This window comes from Rhodococcus sp. 14-2483-1-2, from assembly GCF_002259405.1.
In the GTDB taxonomy this organism is placed as follows: domain Bacteria; phylum Actinomycetota; class Actinomycetes; order Mycobacteriales; family Mycobacteriaceae; genus Rhodococcoides.
The window spans coordinates 98590-117010 of sequence record NZ_NPFW01000007.1 but is presented as its reverse complement, the minus strand read 5'-3'; the positions used below and the strand labels follow the sequence as shown (position 1 = coordinate 117010).

Annotated in this window: 18 protein-coding genes and 1 tRNA gene; 5 read left to right on the top strand and 14 right to left on the bottom strand. The window is 63.0% G+C overall.

The features are described from left to right. Window positions 1-9: 9 nt before the first annotated feature. Window positions 10-1473 carry a threonine/serine exporter family protein gene (locus CH295_RS05255; RefSeq protein WP_037194100.1) on the bottom strand — a complete coding sequence of 488 codons (1464 nt, stop codon included), beginning with the start codon at window positions 1471-1473 and terminating at the stop codon, window positions 10-12. A 92-nt stretch (window positions 1474-1565) separates the two neighbouring features. Here CH295_RS05255 and CH295_RS05250 point away from each other — a divergent pair. Beyond that, window positions 1566-1640 (top strand) — tRNA-Thr (locus CH295_RS05250). A gap of 159 nt (window positions 1641-1799) precedes the next feature. Here CH295_RS05250 and CH295_RS05245 read toward each other — a convergent pair. After that, window positions 1800-2798 (bottom strand): DUF368 domain-containing protein, encoded by a 999-nt coding sequence (locus CH295_RS05245; protein WP_094739972.1) that lies wholly within the window; start codon window positions 2796-2798, stop codon window positions 1800-1802. Between the two features lie 735 nt (window positions 2799-3533). On the opposite strand from CH295_RS05245, the gene CH295_RS27690 reads away from it, so the two are divergent. Continuing rightward, window positions 3534-3707 carry a hypothetical protein gene (locus tag CH295_RS27690; protein ID WP_170945750.1) on the top strand — a complete coding sequence of 58 codons (174 nt, stop codon included), beginning with the start codon at window positions 3534-3536 and terminating at the stop codon, window positions 3705-3707. A 67-nt stretch (window positions 3708-3774) separates the two neighbouring features. Further along, the gene (locus CH295_RS05235; protein ID WP_141216956.1) at window positions 3775-4593 is read left to right on the top strand and encodes a hypothetical protein; all 819 of its coding nucleotides are present in this window, start codon (window positions 3775-3777) and stop codon (window positions 4591-4593) included. A 188-nt stretch (window positions 4594-4781) separates the two neighbouring features. Here CH295_RS05235 and CH295_RS05230 read toward each other — a convergent pair whose 3' ends face one another. The 8 genes from CH295_RS05230 to CH295_RS05195 form a co-directional block, all read right to left on the bottom strand. Then, a complete protein-coding gene (locus CH295_RS05230) occupies window positions 4782-5591 on the bottom strand; it encodes a sugar phosphate isomerase/epimerase family protein (protein ID WP_094632861.1) in 810 nt (269 codons plus the stop codon). Further along, complete coding sequence (locus CH295_RS05225; RefSeq protein WP_094632862.1) at window positions 5588-7306, bottom strand: FAD-dependent oxidoreductase; 1719 nt, start codon at window positions 7304-7306, stop codon at window positions 5588-5590. The genes CH295_RS05230 and CH295_RS05225 overlap by 4 nt, the downstream gene beginning before the upstream one ends. Before the next feature lies 1 nt (window position 7307). Next, window positions 7308-8393, bottom strand: a complete 1086-nt coding sequence (locus CH295_RS05220; RefSeq protein ID WP_094632863.1) for a Gfo/Idh/MocA family protein — start codon at window positions 8391-8393, stop codon at window positions 7308-7310. Then, on the bottom strand, window positions 8393-9226 hold the full coding sequence (locus CH295_RS05215) for an aldo/keto reductase (RefSeq protein ID WP_094632864.1): 834 nt from the start codon (window positions 9224-9226) through the stop codon (window positions 8393-8395). The genes CH295_RS05220 and CH295_RS05215 overlap by 1 nt, the downstream gene beginning before the upstream one ends. Beyond that, on the bottom strand, window positions 9223-11181 hold the full coding sequence (locus CH295_RS05210) for an oxidoreductase (protein ID WP_094632865.1): 1959 nt from the start codon (window positions 11179-11181) through the stop codon (window positions 9223-9225). The genes CH295_RS05215 and CH295_RS05210 overlap by 4 nt, the downstream gene beginning before the upstream one ends. 11 nt (window positions 11182-11192) lie before the next feature. After that, window positions 11193-12062 carry a shikimate dehydrogenase gene (locus tag CH295_RS05205; protein ID WP_094632866.1) on the bottom strand — a complete coding sequence of 290 codons (870 nt, stop codon included), beginning with the start codon at window positions 12060-12062 and terminating at the stop codon, window positions 11193-11195. A gap of 52 nt (window positions 12063-12114) precedes the next feature. Beyond that, window positions 12115-13482 carry an MFS transporter gene (locus CH295_RS05200; protein ID WP_094632867.1) on the bottom strand — a complete coding sequence of 456 codons (1368 nt, stop codon included), beginning with the start codon at window positions 13480-13482 and terminating at the stop codon, window positions 12115-12117. 164 nt (window positions 13483-13646) lie between these two features. Continuing rightward, on the bottom strand, window positions 13647-14546 hold the full coding sequence (locus CH295_RS05195; RefSeq protein WP_094632868.1) for a LysR family transcriptional regulator: 900 nt from the start codon (window positions 14544-14546) through the stop codon (window positions 13647-13649). Between the two features lie 142 nt (window positions 14547-14688). Between CH295_RS05195 and CH295_RS05190 the strand changes: the two genes are divergently transcribed. After that, a complete protein-coding gene (locus CH295_RS05190) occupies window positions 14689-15378 on the top strand; it encodes an SDR family NAD(P)-dependent oxidoreductase (protein ID WP_094632869.1) in 690 nt (229 codons plus the stop codon). A gap of 264 nt (window positions 15379-15642) precedes the next feature. Then, window positions 15643-15837: a hypothetical protein gene (locus tag CH295_RS05185; RefSeq protein ID WP_252341914.1), complete on the top strand. Its 195-nt coding sequence runs from the start codon at window positions 15643-15645 to the stop codon at window positions 15835-15837. Window positions 15838-15918: 81 nt separating this feature from the next. Here the strand turns inward: CH295_RS05185 and CH295_RS05180 are convergent, their stop codons facing one another. The 4 genes from CH295_RS05180 to CH295_RS05165 form a co-directional block, all read right to left on the bottom strand. Further along, window positions 15919-16323 carry a nuclear transport factor 2 family protein gene (locus CH295_RS05180; RefSeq protein ID WP_094632870.1) on the bottom strand — a complete coding sequence of 135 codons (405 nt, stop codon included), beginning with the start codon at window positions 16321-16323 and terminating at the stop codon, window positions 15919-15921. A 90-nt stretch (window positions 16324-16413) separates the two neighbouring features. Then, on the bottom strand, window positions 16414-16839 hold the full coding sequence (locus CH295_RS05175; RefSeq protein WP_094633162.1) for a nuclear transport factor 2 family protein: 426 nt from the start codon (window positions 16837-16839) through the stop codon (window positions 16414-16416). Between the two features lie 142 nt (window positions 16840-16981). Next, entirely contained in the window at window positions 16982-17953 is a 972-nt protein-coding gene (locus CH295_RS05170; RefSeq protein ID WP_094632871.1) for a fumarylacetoacetate hydrolase family protein, read from the bottom strand. Then, on the bottom strand, window positions 17950-18399 hold the full coding sequence (locus CH295_RS05165; protein ID WP_094632872.1) for a hypothetical protein: 450 nt from the start codon (window positions 18397-18399) through the stop codon (window positions 17950-17952). Before CH295_RS05165 ends, CH295_RS05170 begins: the two co-directional genes overlap by 4 nt. Window positions 18400-18421 lie beyond the last annotated feature (22 nt).

The window sequence follows — 18421 nt, the reverse complement described above, 5'->3', positions numbered from 1 at the left end:
TTCCGCCTTCTACGAAGGGCTCGTACCGCGCCGCCGACGAACAGTCGGTCGGCGCGGTTCTTCTGTGCGGCGAAGCGTCGGGCGCAGTAGTTCCTCGGTGCGCGCGATGATGCGTGGTCGACGCAAGGTGCGGGCACCCCACTCGCCCAGTGTCACTCCGGCAGCCAGGCCGCAGCCGACGCCGAACGCCGCGAACAACGAGCTGATGCCGAGTAGCAGCTGGTCGTTGAGGATCGCGTACAGACCGCGGTACAGCGCCAGGCCGGGGAGCAGAGGAGTGATGCCCGCGACGGCGACGATCAAGGGCGGAATCAGCGCACGACGAGCCAGCAGACCACCCGCGAATCCGACGACGGTGGCAGCGATGGCCGAGGCGATGATCGGTCCCACGTTGAGCGTCTGCGAGAGCAGGTACACCAGCGAGCCCGCGAAGCCGCCCATGAAGGCAGCCGTCAGGGCACGACGCTCGGCGTAGCAGGCCAGTGCATAGAACAGTGACGCTGCTGCGCCGGCGATCACCTTGGTGGGGACCTGCAGGATGTCCGGTGGCGCCAGGTTGCTGATCTGCGGCAGATCGCTGCCGATCAGCGCGGCCAACCGCAGAGATGTCGCGACGCCGGCGATGATGCCGCCGGTCATCATCAGTACCTCGAAGAATCTCGATACCGCGGTGATCGGGGCCCCGGTGATCGCGTCCTGCACCGAGCCGACGAGGGACAGGCCCGAGAGCAGCACGATCACCCCGGCCGCGATGATCTGAGACGGCGAGATGCTGATGTTCAGCTGGTCCTGGAAGTTGTAGAGCGTGATCGCCGGTGTCGCCGCCACGAAGCCGCCGACAACCTGCTGGAAGAAGAACGGCAGACCCGCGCGGTTGAGGACGCGTCCGATGCGGTCGATCACCATCGTTGTCAGGAAGCTGACCACAGCCACCAGCGCGCCACCGCCGAGCAGCACACTGATGGCCGCGGCCATGCCGGACCACGCGAGGGTGGCGATCCACCGGTTGTACGGGTGCGGAGCCTTGGTGATCTCGTCGAGCCGCTCGAGCGCTGCACTCGGCGGAACCATCTTGACGCGCACGGCACGAATGAGACGGTCGACCTCGGCCAGACGTGTGAAGTCCATCGAGCGGTAATGCACGATGCGCATCGTCGACGCCGGAGGACGCGTCGGGCCGCGGTGCGCACTGAGGGTGATCGAGTTGTACGTGACGTCCACATCGCAGCGTGCGAGGCCGTACGTCGCGGCGATGAACTGCACCTGGGTCGCCGTATCCATGGCCGCCGTGCCCGAGGCCAGTAGTACTTCGCCGACGCGAACCGCGAGGTCCAAGACCTCCGCAACCGACGCATCGTCGGTCAGATCGATCGGACGAAGAGGTGACGGTGCAGCGGTCGGCGTATCGATGGTGGCCCGACGCTCACCGGTGAGACGGCTCAGCGAAGCCGTCAGGTCTTGCAGGAAAGTCATGACCGTCTTTACACGTTGCTGGGGTGATCCACCGACAAGGTACCTGTTGACACTGAGCGTCCGATGAACGGATATGATTGCCTCGCTTCACTGCCTCCTTAGCTCAGCGGTAGAGCACTCGCCTTGTAAGCGAGCGGTCAACGGTTCAATCCCGTTAGGAGGCTCCACTGCTCCGATCCCGCTGCTGGGGTCGGGGTTTTTGTGTCTGTGGGGGCCGGTGTGGAGGGTTCGCGCGCACATACGCCCCTAGCGGGAATTCACGGCGCCTGCAGGCGGTGCGGATTCCGACGAGGGGCGTGGATGGCCGGCTACGCCTGCCGTTTCGGTCAGGACGTACGCGTAATTGCCAGTCGCCGCTGAGCGATGGCAACCACAGCCACGATCGCAACTCCGACGGCGAACAATCCCAAGGCAGCGGGCCATTCGTTGCCGACGGCCAGCAGCTCTCTGTTCTCGCCCTGCCACGGCCACAGCGCGCGCAACGACCCCAACAGCAGGCCGGCAGCGGCGACCATCGCGAGATCGTGGTAGTTCGCCAGCAACCACTCGAGCACTCGAACGAAGCTGACCAACCCCACCAGAGCGCCCAACGCGAAGACGGCCAGGTACGTCAGGTTCCGCTCGTCGACGGCCGTGAGCGTCGGCGCATACAGGCCGATGACCAGGAGAAAGAACGACCCCGACACGCCTGGCAGCACGAGCGCACATATGGCGATCGTCGCGGCGAAGAACACCAGAATCAACGACGGGCTCGACGGCTCGACCCCGGGTAACGACGTGAGAACAACGACTCCGGCAGCGAGAACGACGAACAGAAGTACGGCAGACAGTCGAGACCGGGTGGTGCAGAAAGCGCCACGCGTGATCTCCATGAACGGGATCGCCACCGACATCGCGATCATGCCCATGAACAATGCCTTGGAGTGGGCGGGCTGATCCGTGACGAACGACGCCATGATTCCCGCCACCGAGAACACCATCAACAGCATGCCGACACCGACCGTGACGAGCAGCCACCAATCGACCTGACGGACCTCGGCGCGCACGTCGGACCTCGTCGCCACGGCCTTGGGGATGTCCGTCAGATGCTTCGCCGACGCGATGGCCCTGGTGTAGATGCCGGTGACCAGGGCGACCGTGCCGCCGGAGACCCCGGGAACCGTTTCCGCCAGACCGATCAGACCGCCGCGAACGACGTTCGCCGCCAATTCCGTCGCCGGCGGCCGTCCCCTGGGAACTTCATCGAGTCCGGGGCGCTGATCCAGGCTGGGTCGACTCTGCTCGTTGTCCCCATAGTCGGAGGGCGTCTGCCGGTTCGTCGTCATGCCCGAATCGTCCCAAATGCCGCTATGTCACCTGACACCGGCTCGATCAGCGCCGATCGTTCGGCGACGGTGCCTGGTTCCTGAACCCGGTTATGTACTGCAGGTCAACGGTTCGATCCTGTCAGGAGGTTCCACTGCTCCGATCCCGATCCCGGGGGTCGGAGTTCTTTCGTTCGCGCCCCGCGTTGGATCAGCTCCTCGCTTTCGGAAATCCGACGCCGATCGGAGTCGGGAATCCGAAACGGAGGAGCCGATTCGGGGGCGTACGTTACCCGCCCCCTGCGTGCTTGCTGAAGGTTAACCAGTCTGCCGACGCAGTTCGAGGGGTGACGGTGCCTCGAACATGTCAGGTAGGAAAACCCGGTAGATGAGGCGGTGCTGGTCAACGGTGACATCCGGATCGGGATTCGACACAATTTGCCGTAAGTACTGGATCGAAGCCGGCTTTCGATGTACTTCGAGCTGTTCAGCCGTTCCGGTTTCGTGATTGCGTTCCCGTGCGAGGTATCGTAAGTGAGCGGGTGTCAGCCGCGGGCACGGGTGAAGATGTTGATGCCTGAAAAGTTGCTGGATCGGACCGTCGCCCGTGCGAAATTTGCGACGAAGTGTTTAGATATCGATATGCCTGTGTCGGGAGGTAACACAAATAATTCGCGCGCTATCGGTGATGTCGTCGATGTAGTTCGACCTGAGAGCGGGGTCTGCGCCGGGACCATCGTCGAGGATTTCGTCGATGTGTTGTCGGCCTCGAACGACCTCGGTCGAGACTGGGCGCAACCGCGGCGATGGGCGGTCGCGCTCGAGACCGGTGTGCTCGTCTTCGTCGACGATGCAGATCTCGACGACGCGGATCTCGACGACGCAGATCTCGACGAGGGGGATACCGATGATGCCCCACGAAAACGATGACCGGATGGGAGATCGGTCTCTGTGTCGTGGGTGCGGCCGCCGTGAAGCGGAAAAGGTCCGACACACGATGAATGTGATGAAGTTCTGGGAGTCGTGGTTGCCCGGGAGGCGTAGAACTGCGCGAGTGCAGACCGCGGCGGTGGTGTCCCGAGCACGAAAAGCGTTTCTGCATCATCAGAAGCTGGCGCGTACTGCGCAGATTACCGGCAGCGCCGATGATCGGCATGCCGCAGATGTAGCGCGCAGGTATTGCCAGCATCGGTGGTTCGCGATCGGCGAGGCAATGCGGTCTCTACCCAAACGGGAGCAGGAGTTGGTGCGGGTGTGGGACCACGCTGCCGCGATGACGTGGTGGCACCGAACCGGTGATCGTCAGGGGTGGGCTCGCTTCGAAGCGGCTGCGGCGCAAGTGATTGCGGCATTGCCCGACGGTGTGAGTTCCGACGCTGTCGCTGCGGTGATCGAGACGAACGCACGTCGTTGCGAACTGGAGTTGCAGCGGTGGAGCGATATCGATCCCGATCCGTCGGTACCGGGTGGGCCGGAGCCGATCGACCAAAACGAATTGCTGAACCTGCTGCGCGAAAACCAGTTGCAGGTGCTCACCGACGAGTCGGGATCGGTGCGTGCGGATGAGGCGCTGCGGTATTTCGAGCCGTGGCTGTGTGAGTCGATCATGGAGTTGTCGCGCCCACAGTCCCAGGACAGGCTGCTCGAGATCGCCGATCGACGGCGCGCGCTGCGAGTGCGTTTCTCGGGGCACGTCGCCGGTCGGAGTGATCCGACACCCGCATGCCGAACCGCGTCCGGACAGCATCACGCGCACCCGCCTGTTCTGCGGCTTCGCGGGATGCCGCCCTGGCACCGGAAATCGCCGACTACGTAGATGATCGACCAGGCCGGCCGCAGATCTTGCCTGTCGACGACGCTGCTTCGCAAATAGTTCAGAAACCCAGTGCGGACGTCCTTCTTGGACCTTCCGGTGCTCGGTGATGGGGTGTCGTGTTTGCGAGTTCGGCGTGGATGTTCAGTGGGTGGGTGCTGTCGTTGTCGATCTTCGCTCCGCAGCGATGGTCATTTGCGTGCCAGCAACTCCCGTGCAGCCGACACGAGGGAATCGAGCCAGGCGTCGGTGCCGACCTCCTGGCGCAGTGGCTCGTTGGGAAGCTCGATGCTCACGGGGAGGTCGCCAGGTAGCGTCGCCCAGATTCCATCGAGGTCGATGCCGCCGCTGCCCGGGACGAGTCTCTCTTCGCGGGCGTGACGAATGAGTTCGGCCGTCTCGGTCGGCGCTGGGACACTTCCATCGCACAGCTGTGCGTAGTGCAGCCAGTCCCGTGGGATCTCGGCCAGTTCTGCCAGCGTTGTCGCCGAACGGTCCACGTGCAGTGCGTCGATGAGGATGCTCCGGCCGGGACCGTCGGCCTGCGAGACGACGTCGAGTGCAGCGCGGGCATCGGGTACCGCTGTCCAGGGCATGAATTCGAGGCTGGCAACCATCGAGTAGTCAGCGCACAGCGCCGCGAATTGCGCGTAGGAGTCGGTGAGCCGAGAGCGGTCGTGGTCATCGCCGCCGACCAATACGGCTTTGGCTCCGAGACGTGCACCGGCAGCCACGAAGCGTTCGTACTCGGACGACCGGAAATCCTCTCCCAGACGGACGATTTCGAGGTCGAAGACCGTGACCGAGGAGTCCGCCAGGCGTCGGGCCAGCTCGTCGAGATCCGCTTGGTTCTCGTGCAGCGGATAGGCCGTGGTCCCTGGGGAAGCGGGCAGCAGTCGGACGCCGATGGTGTCGAAGCCGTGCTTCTCGGCCAGCGCCACTTGCTCGAGTGGTGCACTGTCGAGCACAGTGAGCGCGGCGAGCCCCAGAGCTGGCGTCATGATGGTGTTCCTGTCTGTGTGGCGAGGCGACGGCCGGTGAGGTAGCCGAATGTCATTGCGGGTCCGAGGTTGATTCCGCCGGAGGGGTAGTGCCCACCCATCACACTGGCTTGATCGACGCCCACTGCGGAAAGACCGGCAATCGGCTCGTCGCCGGCATCGAGGACCCGAGACGATGCGTCGGTGATCAATCCCGCGAACGTGCCGAAGCTGCCCGGGATGACCTTCACTGCGTAGAACGGTCCCTTCTCGAGGGGAGCCAGTGAAGGATTCGGCCACGGGTTCGACGCATCCCCGGATGCTCGATTGAATGCGGTTGTTCCCCTATCGAACTCGAGATCGACGCCGTCTCGTGCCCCCTCGTTGAACGCAGCAACGGTTTTGTCGAGGCCGTCGGGATCCACTCCGATCTTCTCGGCAAGTTCTCGCACGGTCTTTCCGCGCTGCAAGTAGCCGGACCGCAGGTACGGCAAGGTGGGGATCGGAAAAGGCTTCGCCATTCCGAGAGGGAGGTAGCGAATGTACTGCTGGTCCGCGATCAGCCACGAACAGACTTCCTCGCCATCGGGAACCGTGTCCATCATCGCCAGGGTGTAATCGTGGTATCCCAGCGCCTCGTTGACGAATCGTCGCCCGTCGGCGAGGACGCCGATCACCCCAGGTTTACCGCGATCGAGGATGTGTGGGAATACGCCTTCTTTTCCGTTGCGATACTTGATGATCGAAACCGGGCAGTAGGCGACGGGCGAGGCGAGTGACGTATCCAGTCGTCCACCCACCGATTCGCCGAGCGAGATCCCCTCTCCCGTGGTCGTTTCCGGAGTCAATGTGCGATGTTCGGTGACGGATGGGCTGCGCGGGAACAACTCTCGACAACGATCGAGATCATGGGTGAATCCGCCGGTCGCCAGGACGACACCGCTGCGTGCGTGCACGCTGTAGGCACCATCAGGCCCGGTGAGACGAACGCCCACGACGCGGCCGCTCTCATCGGTGATCAGAGCTGTCGCTGCGGTGCGAACTCGGATATCGACATCGGAGTCGAGCGCGGACCGGAGCAAGCGACCGACCAGTGCTGTGCCGTTGACGAGATGCTGTCCTCGCCGCTTTGTCGCGAGATCGAACATGTGTCGGGTGACGCGTCGGGCGCAATGCGCGAATGCCGACACCGATCTGGTGCCGTGCAGGAATCCCTGCAGATCGGGTCCGGCCATGATTCCCATTCCGAGGAAGGAGGTTTCGTAGAGTTGCCGCCGCAGGAGGACTGCAACGTCGGGTCCGAGCGTGCGGAGGTCGACCGGTTTCGGAGCCACTGAGCGATTGCCGGTGCCGGCTCCGGGGGTGTCGCCGTGGATGTCGGCGACGTGTGTACCGGGGACGAACTGCAGCGCGGTGTTCTTCTCGAAGAATTCGACCATTTCCGGTGCACCGTCGAGTAGGGCGTCGACTTTGGCGGCGTCGAAGTTCTCGCCGAGTCTGTGTTCGAGGTAGGTGCGCGGGGTTTCGCGGTCTTCATGGAGCCCGGCGGCGTGGGCGAACCTGGTGCGCGGTGTCCACATCCATCCGCCGGACCATGCGGTGGCACCTCCGCAGACATCGGCTTTCTCGACGACGAGAACCGAGGCACCACCTCGAGCGGCCGCGATTGCGGTCGACAGACCACCCGCACCGGACCCGATGACGACGACGTCGTAGATATTGTCGGTGGGTGTCATGTCAAGATCCTTCCGAGACGAGTGTCGTTGTAGGAGTGAGGTCGACGACGCGGCCGGTCCGTGAGGACTCGTAGATTCCGGCCACTATCGCGAGCGAGGCCCGGGCGTCGCGTCCGGTCACGGCTGGGCGACTCCCGGTGAGGATCGCCTCGGCGAAGTCCTGAACCTGAAGAGTGTGAAAGTCGGCGAGTCCAGCGTTGACCTCGTCGACATCGAGGTTGGCATCGGTATCCGCGGAGAACACGGTGCCGAGCGATACCTCACCGGGAACGGTCCACAGCTCGTTCACGCCTTCGCTGCCCTCCGGAAATTCGAGAACGCTGGCTATGGCACCGGTACTGCCGACGACGGTCACCCGGTTGCCGAGGTTGAGGTTGGCACCGGTGGTGGCAGTGACAGTCGCCGTCCCGCCGGAAGCGAAGGAGATGACTGCGGAGGCGGAGTCTTCGGTCTCCATATGGTCACCGTGAGTGTGGGTGCGGATGAAACCGGCGACGGACACGGCCTCGCCCATGAACCATTGCAGCATGTCGATCTGGTGGATCGCTTGGGTCATGAGTACGCCTCCTCCGTCGGTGTCCCAACGGCCGCGCCATGCGTCCGCCGAGTAGTACGCCGAGGGCCGATGCAGAACGACCGAGGCTTCCCCGAGCATCGGAACTCCGAGTCGTCCGTCGTCGATGGCAGCTCTGATTCGCTGGGAAGCTGGCCAGAATCGTCGCTGGAAAAGTACGCCGAAGGTGACCCCCGCGCGGTCGGTCGCGTCGATCATTCGGTCGGCCGCGGCCAGGTCCACTGCTATCGGCTTCTCGCACAACACATGTAGACCCGCAGCGGCTGCGGTGAGTACGACCTGCTCGTGTACTGGATGCGGGGTGCAGACGGTTACCGCATCGAGCCCATGTGCGATCAACTCCTCGACACTGCGCACTCCGAAAGCAATGCCGTTGTCGACGGGAAACTTTCGAGCGCGATCGAGATCGGTGTCGCAGCATCCGACCACCTCGACGCTGTCGATCAGCCGCAGGGCTCGGGCGTGATTGCGCGCGATCCGTCCGCATCCGACGATGCCGATACGCAGTGCCATCAGTAGTGCTCCTCTTTCTCTGGATTTCGTGCGGCCGATTCGCCCCGGTCCAGATCAGCGAGTGCGGCGATATCGTCGTCGGCGAGCTGTATCCCGCGTGCTGCCAGGTTCTCTGCTTGTCTGGCCGGGTTCGCGGATCTCACGATCGGAACCACCCCGTTGTGCAGGTGCCAGGCCAGCGCGACCTGTGCAGGCGTGCACCCGAGGCGCGTTGCGATGGCGGCGACGACATCGGAGGCGACGACCTCTCCGCGACCCAAGGGGCTCCACGACTGGGTCACGACGCCGAGTTCGTCGTGTACCCGACGGATCGGGCGGCGTGCCAGTGTCGGATCCATCTGAATTTGGTTGACAGCCGGTGCTTCTCCGGTTGCAGCAGTTGTCCGCCGAAGATGTTTCTCGGTGAAGTTGGATACTCCCACGTATCGCACGAGCCCGGCGTCACGGCAGTCGAGCAGTGCTTCGAAGGCCGCTACGTACCTGTTGTGCTTGGGAAGTGGCCAATGAATCAGGAACAGATCCAGGTAGTCCAGGCCGAGTCGGTCGATACTGCGTTCGATCGCACCGCGAACATCACCGGAGACGTGGTCGGTACCGCGGAGTTTGGTGCAGACGAACAGCTCGCCTCGGGGAACCATGCACTCGGACAATGCTCTTCCCACTGCCTCCTCGTTCTCGTACACCGCTGCGGTGTCGATGGACCGGTATCCGGATTCGATTGCGGTCAGGACGGCATCGGTGGCGGGTCCACCGGTCAGTGGCCACGTGCCCAGCCCGATGGCGGGGATGGCCTCGCGGATATCGATGGTGGGCCGGGAGCGGGGCAGCGTCATGCGTCGACCTGTTCCTTCGAGACTGCAGCCGCGTCGACGGTGATGCGGGCAGCCACGTCGGCGGCAGTGACGAGTGCAGCGTGGATGGAACCACCGTCGCCGCTTGCATCACCGACGGTATGAACTCCCAAACGCGGCTCGAGGGATCTCGCGATGTCCAGCAAATCCGTACGGGGCTCGATGCCGTGGGATATGAGCAACTCGCCGGGTGCGTCGACCCAGCGGGTCTGTCCGTCGGTGCGGATCTCGACTCGGCCATGGTCGACGGCGGTGACGATCGACGACAGGTACGTGGTCAGACCGGCAGCCGCTGCGAGGCGAGGAAGGAGCACGATCTTGCCGCGCCGCCCTACGTCATGGGCGATCTGCTGCTGTGGCCCCACCATCACTACACGCGTTCCGCGTTGCAACAGGTCGTCGGCGACTGCTGCTGCTTCGCGGTCGGCACCGAAGATGGTGATCGCGGGCGGTGGTGATTCCGCTGCGAGTAGGAACTCTCGGACGTCTCGCACGCGGCGGGTATGTGAACCCGGAAGGTCGATCGTAGGTCCGCGCCCTCCGGTGGCGAGGACGATCGTATCGAAGTTCCCCTCGGCCAGCGCTCGCCCCTCGACGGTCTCGCCGAGGTGGGTGGTGACGTTCAGATCGGCCAGTTCGTCGAGATACCACTGCACGATCTGCCGGTACTCCGGGTACTCGTGCAGGCTCGATGCGAGCGCGAAATCACCTCCGAGAGTAGGCCTCTCGTCGAACAGGTCCACTCGATGGCCTGTGAGAGCGAGTTCACGCGCCACCGCCATGCCGGCGGGGCCACCGCCGACGACCGCTGCAGCGAACGCGTCGGACACACGCAGGCTCGGTTGGTCGATCTCCCGGCCGACCCATGGGTTGACCGAGCACGGAATCGGCCCCGCGGCAAGGGAGTCGATGCAGTAGTTGCACGCTATGCACGGGCGGTACCGCTCGCCGGCGAGGACGCGGTTCGGGAAGTCAGGATCAGCGTGCAGGGTTCGTGCCATGCTCACGAAATCTGCTTGGCCGGAGGAGATCACCGCGTCGGCGGCCTCGGGGCTGCTGATTCGTCCTGCGACACCGACGGGGATCTCGAAGTCACGGGTGTATTGCTCCGCATACGGCGCGAGAAGTCCGCGCTTCCACTCGCCGGGCTGGATGATCCATTGGCCAGCTTCGTAGTTTCCTGCCGAGACGTCGAGGAAGTCCAGGCGGTCGGTGTCGATGGCGTCGATTCTGGCGCGGGTGGTCTCGGCGTCGAGACCGTTGTCGATCCCCTCGAACGCAGAGAACCGAATTCCGAGAGCCACGTCCGGAGCTGCTGCGCGTACGGCGTCGATGACGCGGTTGACGAACAGTGTGGGCTCGGCCCATTTGTCGTCACGGAGATTGTAAGCGGGGGAGAGGAATTGGTGGATCAGGTAGCCGTGTCCCCCGTGCAGGGAGATGACATCGACTCCTGCTTGACGGCATCGACGGGCAGCTTCACCGAAGCATTCGATGATGTGCTCGATATCGTCCTCCTCGAGCTGTTCGGGCATCTCGCCGCCGACGACCGCGCAGGGAACGGGCGACGGGGCGACGGGGGTGAATCCGCTGACACTTCCTTGGGCAGTCCGGCCGCCGTGGTTGAGTTCGACGCCGACAAGTGCTCCGTGGGCATGAAGCGCATCGGCCATCTTTCTGATTCCGGGGATCCGTTCGTCGACGTCGACGCCCATCTGTCGGATGCGTCCCTTACCGTCGGCGCGGACGTAGCTGGCTTCGGTGAAGATCAGGGCCGCTCCGCCTGCGGCTCGGCGTTCGAGGTAGGCGATGTAGCGATCGGTCATGGTGCCGTCGATCTCGCAATAGTTGCGCTCCATCGGTGCGGAGACGAATCGGTTTCGGAGGGTGAGTGTGCCGATTCGAAGCGGCTGGGCGAACGAGGGAAGTGTACTCACTGTTGTTCCTCTCACGCTGCGATCGATTGCGCAGCAACGAGTTCGGTGAGATGTTGACGCATTCTTTCTCGATCGGGGGCCGCCCCGGTGAGGAGGGCGAACGTGTCTGCGGCCTGGGCGACGAGCATTCGTCCGCCATCGAGCACTGGGGATCCGGCGACGCGTGCGGCGGAGATGAGCTCGGTCTGCATCGGTCGGTAGACGATGTCCGCCACCCACATGGACGCGCGCAAAGCCGCCGTGTCGAACGGGGTGCCGGGATGGCCGGTCATTCCGATCGGAGAGGCGTTGACCACTCCGTGCGATGTCGCGAGAATCGATTCGATCGCGTCGGGTGTGAACGGTGTTGCCGTCGCTGTCGGTATGGACTGCGAGAGACGTGTGCTCAACTCCTGCGAGCGGTTGCGGTCGACATCACAGATACGGAGGTCCGTCACTCCTGCGGCCGCAAGAGCGAATGCGACGGCAGAGCCGGCCCCGCCTGCTCCGATCAGTGCCACGCGGCCCAGCTCGGCTCCGGGGAGTCCGGTGCGTAGCGCGGACATGAATCCTGTGTGGTCCGTGTTGAATCCGATGGATTTGCCGTCACGCACGGCAATGGTGTTGACGGCACCGAGCATCCGGGCATCGTCGGACAACTCGTCCAACGAATCGATGATCGTTTGCTTGAACGGGTGGGTGACGTTGAATCCGGTGTAGCCGGCCGAGATCGCCTCGTGCAGAGGGCGGCCCGGATCCGACTGCATGTCGAGTTCGATCAGTTCGTAGCAGTAGTCATCGAGGCCGAGACGGGAGGCCTCGCGGTTGTGCAGGTCGGGCGAGAGCGATGTCGAAATCGCGCTGCCGATCAGTCCGATGTGATGGTGCGTGTTCGTGGACACGGTGAGCCCTTCGATTGTGTCGAATCCGAAACTGCGCGAGAGGAATTCCGGGTCAGGCGGAGTTGTCCGCAAGCAGCTTGGCAGGCTTTCCGGCCTGCGCCTGCTCAGTGGCTTTCTCGCCGAGTTCCTCGGTGGGAGTGCGGAAGGTTTCGGGTCCGGTCAGAACCGCGACAGCAGCCAGAGCGGCGAAGCCCATGCACATCCAGGCGACCGGTCCCCAGTTGCTGGTGTCGCCGGAGGTGATCGACTGAGCGATGGCGGGGGTGAAGCCGGCGGCGAGAAGGCCGAGCATGAGGCTCACCGCCATACCGGTGTAGCGAACCTTGGCGGGAAACTGCTCGGGAAAGTATGCCGGGTAGATGCCGTTGGGCATGGCGTAGAAGACGCCGATCAGAACGATGCCCGCAGCGAAAACCATTGGTACGCTGCCGGTGCCGATGGCATGGAAGAATGCGAACACCATGGCACCTGCGCCGAGGACGCCGACGACGAAGACCGGTTTGCGTCCGATGCGGTCGGCAAGGATGCCGTAGAGCGGCTGGGTGAGGACGGCGACAAAATTTGCGGACGCGATGGCGAGCAGCATCGTGGTGCGCTCGAAACCGACGACGTTCACCGCGTAGGCGAGAGCGAAGACGTTGACGATCGTGTTGATCATCGCGAAGCTGGCGCTGAGGCTGATGCGGATGACCGTGCGCCAATGGGATCGGAACATCTCGACGACGGGAACACCCGCGGTCTCGTCCTGCTCTTTGAGTTCCTCGAAAACTTCGGGCTCGTCGAGGCTGCGTCGCAGCCAGATCGCGACGGCTGTGACGATGATGCTGAGCAGGAACGGTATACGCCATCCCCAGGAATAGAGGTCTTCGTCGGGTAGCGCTGCGACGGGGATGAACACCAGGCTCGAGATGACGATGCCGAACATGATGCCGCTCATCGTGAACGAGGTGAAGAATGCGCGACGGTGCGCTGGTGCGTGTTCGAGCGTCAATGCAGAGGACCCCGGTGACTCGCCGCCGGCGGACAGGCCCTGCAGCAGTCGCAGAATGACGAGGATGATCGGTGCAGCGATTCCGATGGTGTCGTATGTGGGGAGGCAGCCGACCAGAACCGTAGCGATGCCCATCATGAGCAGACAGCCCAGCAACGCGTTCTTTCGGCCGTAGCGATCACCGAGGTGGCCCCACAGAACCGCTCCGAGGGGCCGTGCGATGTAGGCGACACCGAGGGTTCCGATCGACAGCAGGGTGGCGGTCGGTCCGCCGCCGGTGAAGAAGATGGCGGGGAACACGAGCGCGGCGGCGGAGCCGTAGATGAAGAAGTCGTAGTACTCGAGTGCACTTCCGAGGAAGCCTGAGGCCGCCGCGCGCCGCGCATTCCTGTTCGGATGGGCGGTGGCAGAAGCGGATTTGCTTGCCATGACAGTTCCTTCTCTCTCGCGCTGCACGTGGCGGCGACGGTGACGGTCGGGGCTCGCTGGGACGTCGTTGGTATGACGTGCTTCACAACGGGCTACAGAAAACGAGAGTGTCACGCCCGACTATGCCGCGTCCAACACTAAAAAAATCTGAGATAAAGACTGGATCAGTCTTGAACCGGGGTAGGCAAGATTTCCTCTGCGATCCGGAGCGCGACCGCCATGGCGGGACTCGGCGGTGCGCTGGACCACGCAATCGCGTGTGGCATGTACACCGGCTCACCGGTCAGCGGGACGAACACAGTGCCTGGGGGAAGAATCTCCGCAATGCCGTCCGACATCAGAGCGACGCCCACTCCAGCGGCCACCAGCATCAAGATCATGTACGGGTCGGTGATCTCCTGAACGATCTGCGGACGGAACCCGGCGTCCAGGCAGGCCCGCATGGCAATTTCCTGCAGTGAAGATCCTGCGGAGATCGGTGTGGTGACGAACCCGTCGTCGGACAGGTCGCGCAGATCGATCTTCGCCTCGCCGGCCAGCCGGTGATCGGACGGCAGTACTGCGCCGAACGGTTCGCGTCGGATGAGTCGAGTGGTAACCGACGGCGACGTCACGGGCAAGCCGACGAAGGCCAGGTCGAGGGCTCCACTTTCGATCTGGTTCACTGCATCACGAGTCATGATCCGCCCGACGAGGGTCAGTTCGATATCTGGATGGCGCTGGCGAAGCGTTCGGGTGAGCGGCGGTAGCGCGCGATGGTTGAGAACGCCGGTGAAGCCGATCCTGATTCTTCCGTACACACCTCCCTCGGATGCACGGGTCGCGTGCCGAGCGGTTTCGATACCTTCGAGGACTCGGTGTGCGTGCGGGAGAAACGCATGGCCGGCCGCAGTCAGCTCCACACTTCGTGTGCTTCTGTCGAACAGGGTTGTCCCGAGATCTTTCTCGAGTTTGCGGATTGTCTGACTCAGCGGAGATTGAGCCATTCTTAGTCGTTGCGCGGCACGGCCGAAATGAAGTTCTTCGGCAACGGCTACGAATGATTCGAGCCAGCGAATTTCCACGAGATTTCTCCGGTCGTCAGGGTGGAGGTTGACTACTGTGCCCCACGTCATATAGTCCGTTGAGAATACAGTGAATCACATTTTATGTGCCATATGTACATAGAGAATGTGGTGCTGCCACTCGATCGAAGGAGCTCACGCCATGACTAGCTACCCCGCCGACGCCACTGCGCTGATCACGGGCGGTGCCAGCGGAATCGGGGCAGCCTGCGCGACACGATTGAGGGACTCGGGGGTACGGGTAATTACTGCCGATATTTTCGGCGGTGACGAATTCCTCGATGTGTCCGACGCACGCGCGGTGGATGACCTGCGAAGCAAGATCGGACAAGTGGACATCTTGATCAACAGTGCAGGTGTCGTGGGGCCGTCGGCCCCTCTCGTCGATGTGGAACTGGACGAGTGGCGTCGGACATTCCGAATCAATGTCGACGGCACCTTCCTGATGTGCAAGGCGTTCGTTCCGGCCATGGTGGACAACGGATGGGGCCGGATCGTCAACCTCGCCAGCATCGCAGCCAAGGACGGGAACCCGCTCCAAAGCGCCTACTCCGCGTCGAAGGCCGCTGTGATCGCACTGACGAAATCCTTGGGCAAGGAGATAGCCACCACCGGCGTGCTCGCCAATGTGGTTGCGCCTGCGGCGGTATCGAGTCCGATGAACGCGGGCACCGACCCAGCGATTCTCGCGCGGTCGCAAAGCCTGACCCCTATGGCTCGCATGGGACTACCCGCGGAGATTGCCGAACTCGTTGCGTGGTTGGCATCCGAGGAACTCAGCTTCTCGACCGGCGCTGTCTTCGACATCAGCGGTGGACGTGCGTCCTACTGACGGTACGAAGGGTCTGCCGGCCAAATCCATCCTCGCTGCGAGCATGCCTGGGATCGATGTTCACGCAAAGGTTGGTCGAAAAGTAACTACCTCTCGACCACTGGGGATTCGGTAGGCAGCCTGAGCTCCGCCTGCCGTTTCTCTTCCCATTCCCGTGGCGAATCAGCTCCCCGGTTTGGCATCCCCGACGCCGATCGAAGTCAGATATCCCGAACGGAGGAGCTGATCCGCTGGGGTGGCCGACGAATGAGACATCGTGAGTTGATGAGCGATCTCGAGTACCTCGCCACTTTGCTTACTGGACTGGAGGCTGAGATTGCGCGAGTCTCTGCTGCCGAATCGGGCTCCGATGAGCAGTCGTCTGCCGTCGATGACGCGGTCGATGCGGTTTTGCGGTTGCGCTCGAAGGTCAAGGCTGGTTACCCCGGCAAAAAGGCTTATATCTCTCAGCGGCACTAGGTCTCGCCGAAAAGTAGATCACAGCAGCGCACAGATCCGGACTGCCGAACGTGAATTTCGGGGACGCGACCTGGGCCTGCGTCAGCCGGACTTGTCAGTGGGAGCGACCGGGGCAATCTCGGCGGCGAATTCCGTAGCCATAGCGCGGGAGAGTGCCTGCGCCGCCGACAGCGGACGGACCATCACGGTGAAGTCGTCGATCAGGCCATCGGAATCGAGGTGCAGGATGTCGCAACCGTGGACGGTCACGTCGTCGATGCGGGCCTCGAAGAACATGACGTGGTCGCGGCCGCCGACGTCGTCGACGGTTCGGACGTAGTGGAAGTCGCGGAACACGCGTGTGACGGCGCGCAGGATCGCCGCGGTCGTCTGCTTGCCGTGGTACGGCTTGAAGGCGACGGGGGAGCTGAAGACGACGTCGTCAGCAAGGGTGGAGGCCATGGCGTCGTGGTCGTTCGCCTCGACGGCTTTTCGGAACAGCTGCACGCGTCATCTCCTTCAGTGAGGCCAGGACCTGGACGGCCCACGATCCGGATGTTACTCGCGAACCACGTTGACGTCGCAACGCTTTCTCGGCTACGGATTCGGAACGTCCCTGAGAAACAAGGGCGTCACCGCCCTGTTGTCGAACAGCCAGCGGCCGTCTTCATCTCTGACGTAGGTGTCGGAGTAGTCGGCCACGAGCACCGGATCGAGTCGAAGGGGAGGCGCACCCTGCTCGGCGTGCAAGGTCAGCACGCTGATTCCCGTGATGGCATCGTCGTTGGCTGTCAATCGAAGTCCGGTGAACAGATGTCGCGACGTTCGTGAGCCGCGAGCCCGACGGTCGTCGTAGAAGTGCTTGATGTCCTCTCGCCCGCTGATCATCCAGCCGGCGATGTCGTATACGCCGTGTTCGGTGAAGAGGTTCTCGACCCCCACGCCGTCGTTGTGGTCTACGCGCCAAGCGAATTCGGCGACCAAGTCGTGAATGGCGGAACGATGCTCCAGAGCGATGGGCATTGCCTTCAACTTTCTGTTCGAGCGTGTTCGGGGAGCGGACTCGACGGCACCGGCCATCACCCCCGCGGGTGCGAGCCTGACCGATTCCACTGAGCTACATACTGATTCGCGCCTCGAAAGGAGCAGTACCGCGGGGTGGCACTCAGGGATTGCTCGATCTGCAGATCGAGTTGTCCAGACGACCGAGAGTATCGATTTCGATCGACACGGTTCCGCCGAACTGTGACAGATCGATCGATCTGATGGTCGGGAACCGATCCGGTCGAGTGGGCCGAGCTGCCGTGCCGAAGTGCACGATGTCTCCGGGCAGGAGTGTCATGGATTGGGACAGGTGCGCCAATACTGTCTCGATGGAGAAGGTCAAGTTCGCGGTCGAATCCTCCAGTACCAGTTCGTCGTCGAGGTATCCCCGAACACCGAGCGCATTGGGGTCGGGTACCGAGTGCGCCAAGGTGATCCATGGTCCGATGGGCGCGAATGTATCGGTACCTTTCGAGCGAGCGTGATACGTGAGGTAGAGCGACGTGTCCTGGGGGCCACGCATGGTGCGCCACGGTTCGTTCACATCGAAGCCCTCGGGCATGACGAGTTCGACGCTGTCGTCCGCTTTCAAACCAGGAGACGTGACATCGTTGATGATGGTGTACCCGAATATCGCGTCCAGCACCTTCTCTGGTGCCACGTTCTTCATCTCGGTACCGATCACTGCTGCGAGTTCGGGCTCAGGATGTACCAGTCCCCATGCAGGATCGATGCGAATGGCGCCGCGGTGCCCGGTCATGGCCGTCGACGGGCTCAGAAAGTACATCGGGGCGTTCATCTTCCGCGACGCGAGATAGTTGAACACGTCGTTGTTCAGGGCCACACCGACGATCTTCGATGGGGTGAGTATCGGTGGTCGCCAGGTGATCTCGTCGATGCTCACCACTGCCTCGTGTGTGGCGTGGCGTACTCGATCCAGGAGATGCCCTCGGCTGGTCGGGTCCAACTCGATGAGCTCGCGCATGCTCAATTTTGGTTGTCTCGCAACGAACCCGACATCGACGAGATGGCCGTCGGTGTTCTGGGACAGCACAGTATCGCGGTCGCCGATGCGACCGGTAGCGAGCTTCATGATGGGAAACCTCCGTTGGTCACGGTGAGCACAGCTGCCGTTGCGAGAACAATCATCGCGGTGCCGAACAGCAGGACGTTCAAGTCGAGGCCGTACCTACGTCGACCGATCGGTATCGCCAACTGCGGGTAGCCGTTCGGATCCGCGAGTCGGCCGTCGTAGAGCGGCATCGCGAGGGCGGAGACGAAGAATCCCAAGAGGACGACGAATGTGAGGGACATGGCCGTCACCAGGCGTAGTTCGATGGATCCGAGCGGTACCCAGACCAGCACCAGCGCAACAACTCCCACCCCGATGTGAGTGAATACCTGCCACACCACATGAAATCGGGCATGGCCGCCCCACAGGGGGTTGGTGGCGTGGGTGCTGTTGAGGTCGGCCGCTGCGGCTACGGCGGCGTACGCGAGAATGCTGATGGTCACAAGCGATTGGATCGCAAACAGCATGGCTCACCTCCAGAAATAGTAA

Excerpts from the sequence above, each read along its gene's own strand:
- CH295_RS05175 (WP_094633162.1), bottom strand. The coding sequence starts at position 16,839 with ATGCCCATCGCTCTGGAGCATCGTTCCGCCATTCACGACTTGGTCGCC.
- CH295_RS05235 (WP_141216956.1), top strand. The coding sequence starts at position 3,775 with ATGAATGTGATGAAGTTCTGGGAGTCGTGGTTGCCCGGGAGGCGTAGA.
- CH295_RS05170 (WP_094632871.1), bottom strand. The coding sequence starts at position 17,953 with ATGAAGCTCGCTACCGGTCGCATCGGCGACCGCGATACTGTGCTGTCC.
- CH295_RS05215 (WP_094632864.1), bottom strand. The coding sequence starts at position 9,226 with ATGACGCTGCCCCGCTCCCGGCCCACCATCGATATCCGCGAGGCCATC.
- CH295_RS05230 (WP_094632861.1), bottom strand. The coding sequence starts at position 5,591 with ATGACGCCAGCTCTGGGGCTCGCCGCGCTCACTGTGCTCGACAGTGCA.
- CH295_RS05200 (WP_094632867.1), bottom strand. The coding sequence starts at position 13,482 with ATGGCAAGCAAATCCGCTTCTGCCACCGCCCATCCGAACAGGAATGCG.
- CH295_RS05190 (WP_094632869.1), top strand. The coding sequence starts at position 14,689 with ATGACTAGCTACCCCGCCGACGCCACTGCGCTGATCACGGGCGGTGCC.
- CH295_RS05225 (WP_094632862.1), bottom strand. The coding sequence starts at position 7,306 with ATGACACCCACCGACAATATCTACGACGTCGTCGTCATCGGGTCCGGT.
- CH295_RS05185 (WP_252341914.1), top strand. The coding sequence starts at position 15,643 with ATGAGCGATCTCGAGTACCTCGCCACTTTGCTTACTGGACTGGAGGCT.
- CH295_RS05245 (WP_094739972.1), bottom strand. The coding sequence starts at position 2,798 with ATGACGACGAACCGGCAGACGCCCTCCGACTATGGGGACAACGAGCAG.
- CH295_RS05220 (WP_094632863.1), bottom strand. The coding sequence starts at position 8,393 with ATGGCACTGCGTATCGGCATCGTCGGATGCGGACGGATCGCGCGCAAT.
- CH295_RS05165 (WP_094632872.1), bottom strand. The coding sequence starts at position 18,399 with ATGCTGTTTGCGATCCAATCGCTTGTGACCATCAGCATTCTCGCGTAC.
- CH295_RS05255 (WP_037194100.1), bottom strand. The coding sequence starts at position 1,473 with ATGACTTTCCTGCAAGACCTGACGGCTTCGCTGAGCCGTCTCACCGGT.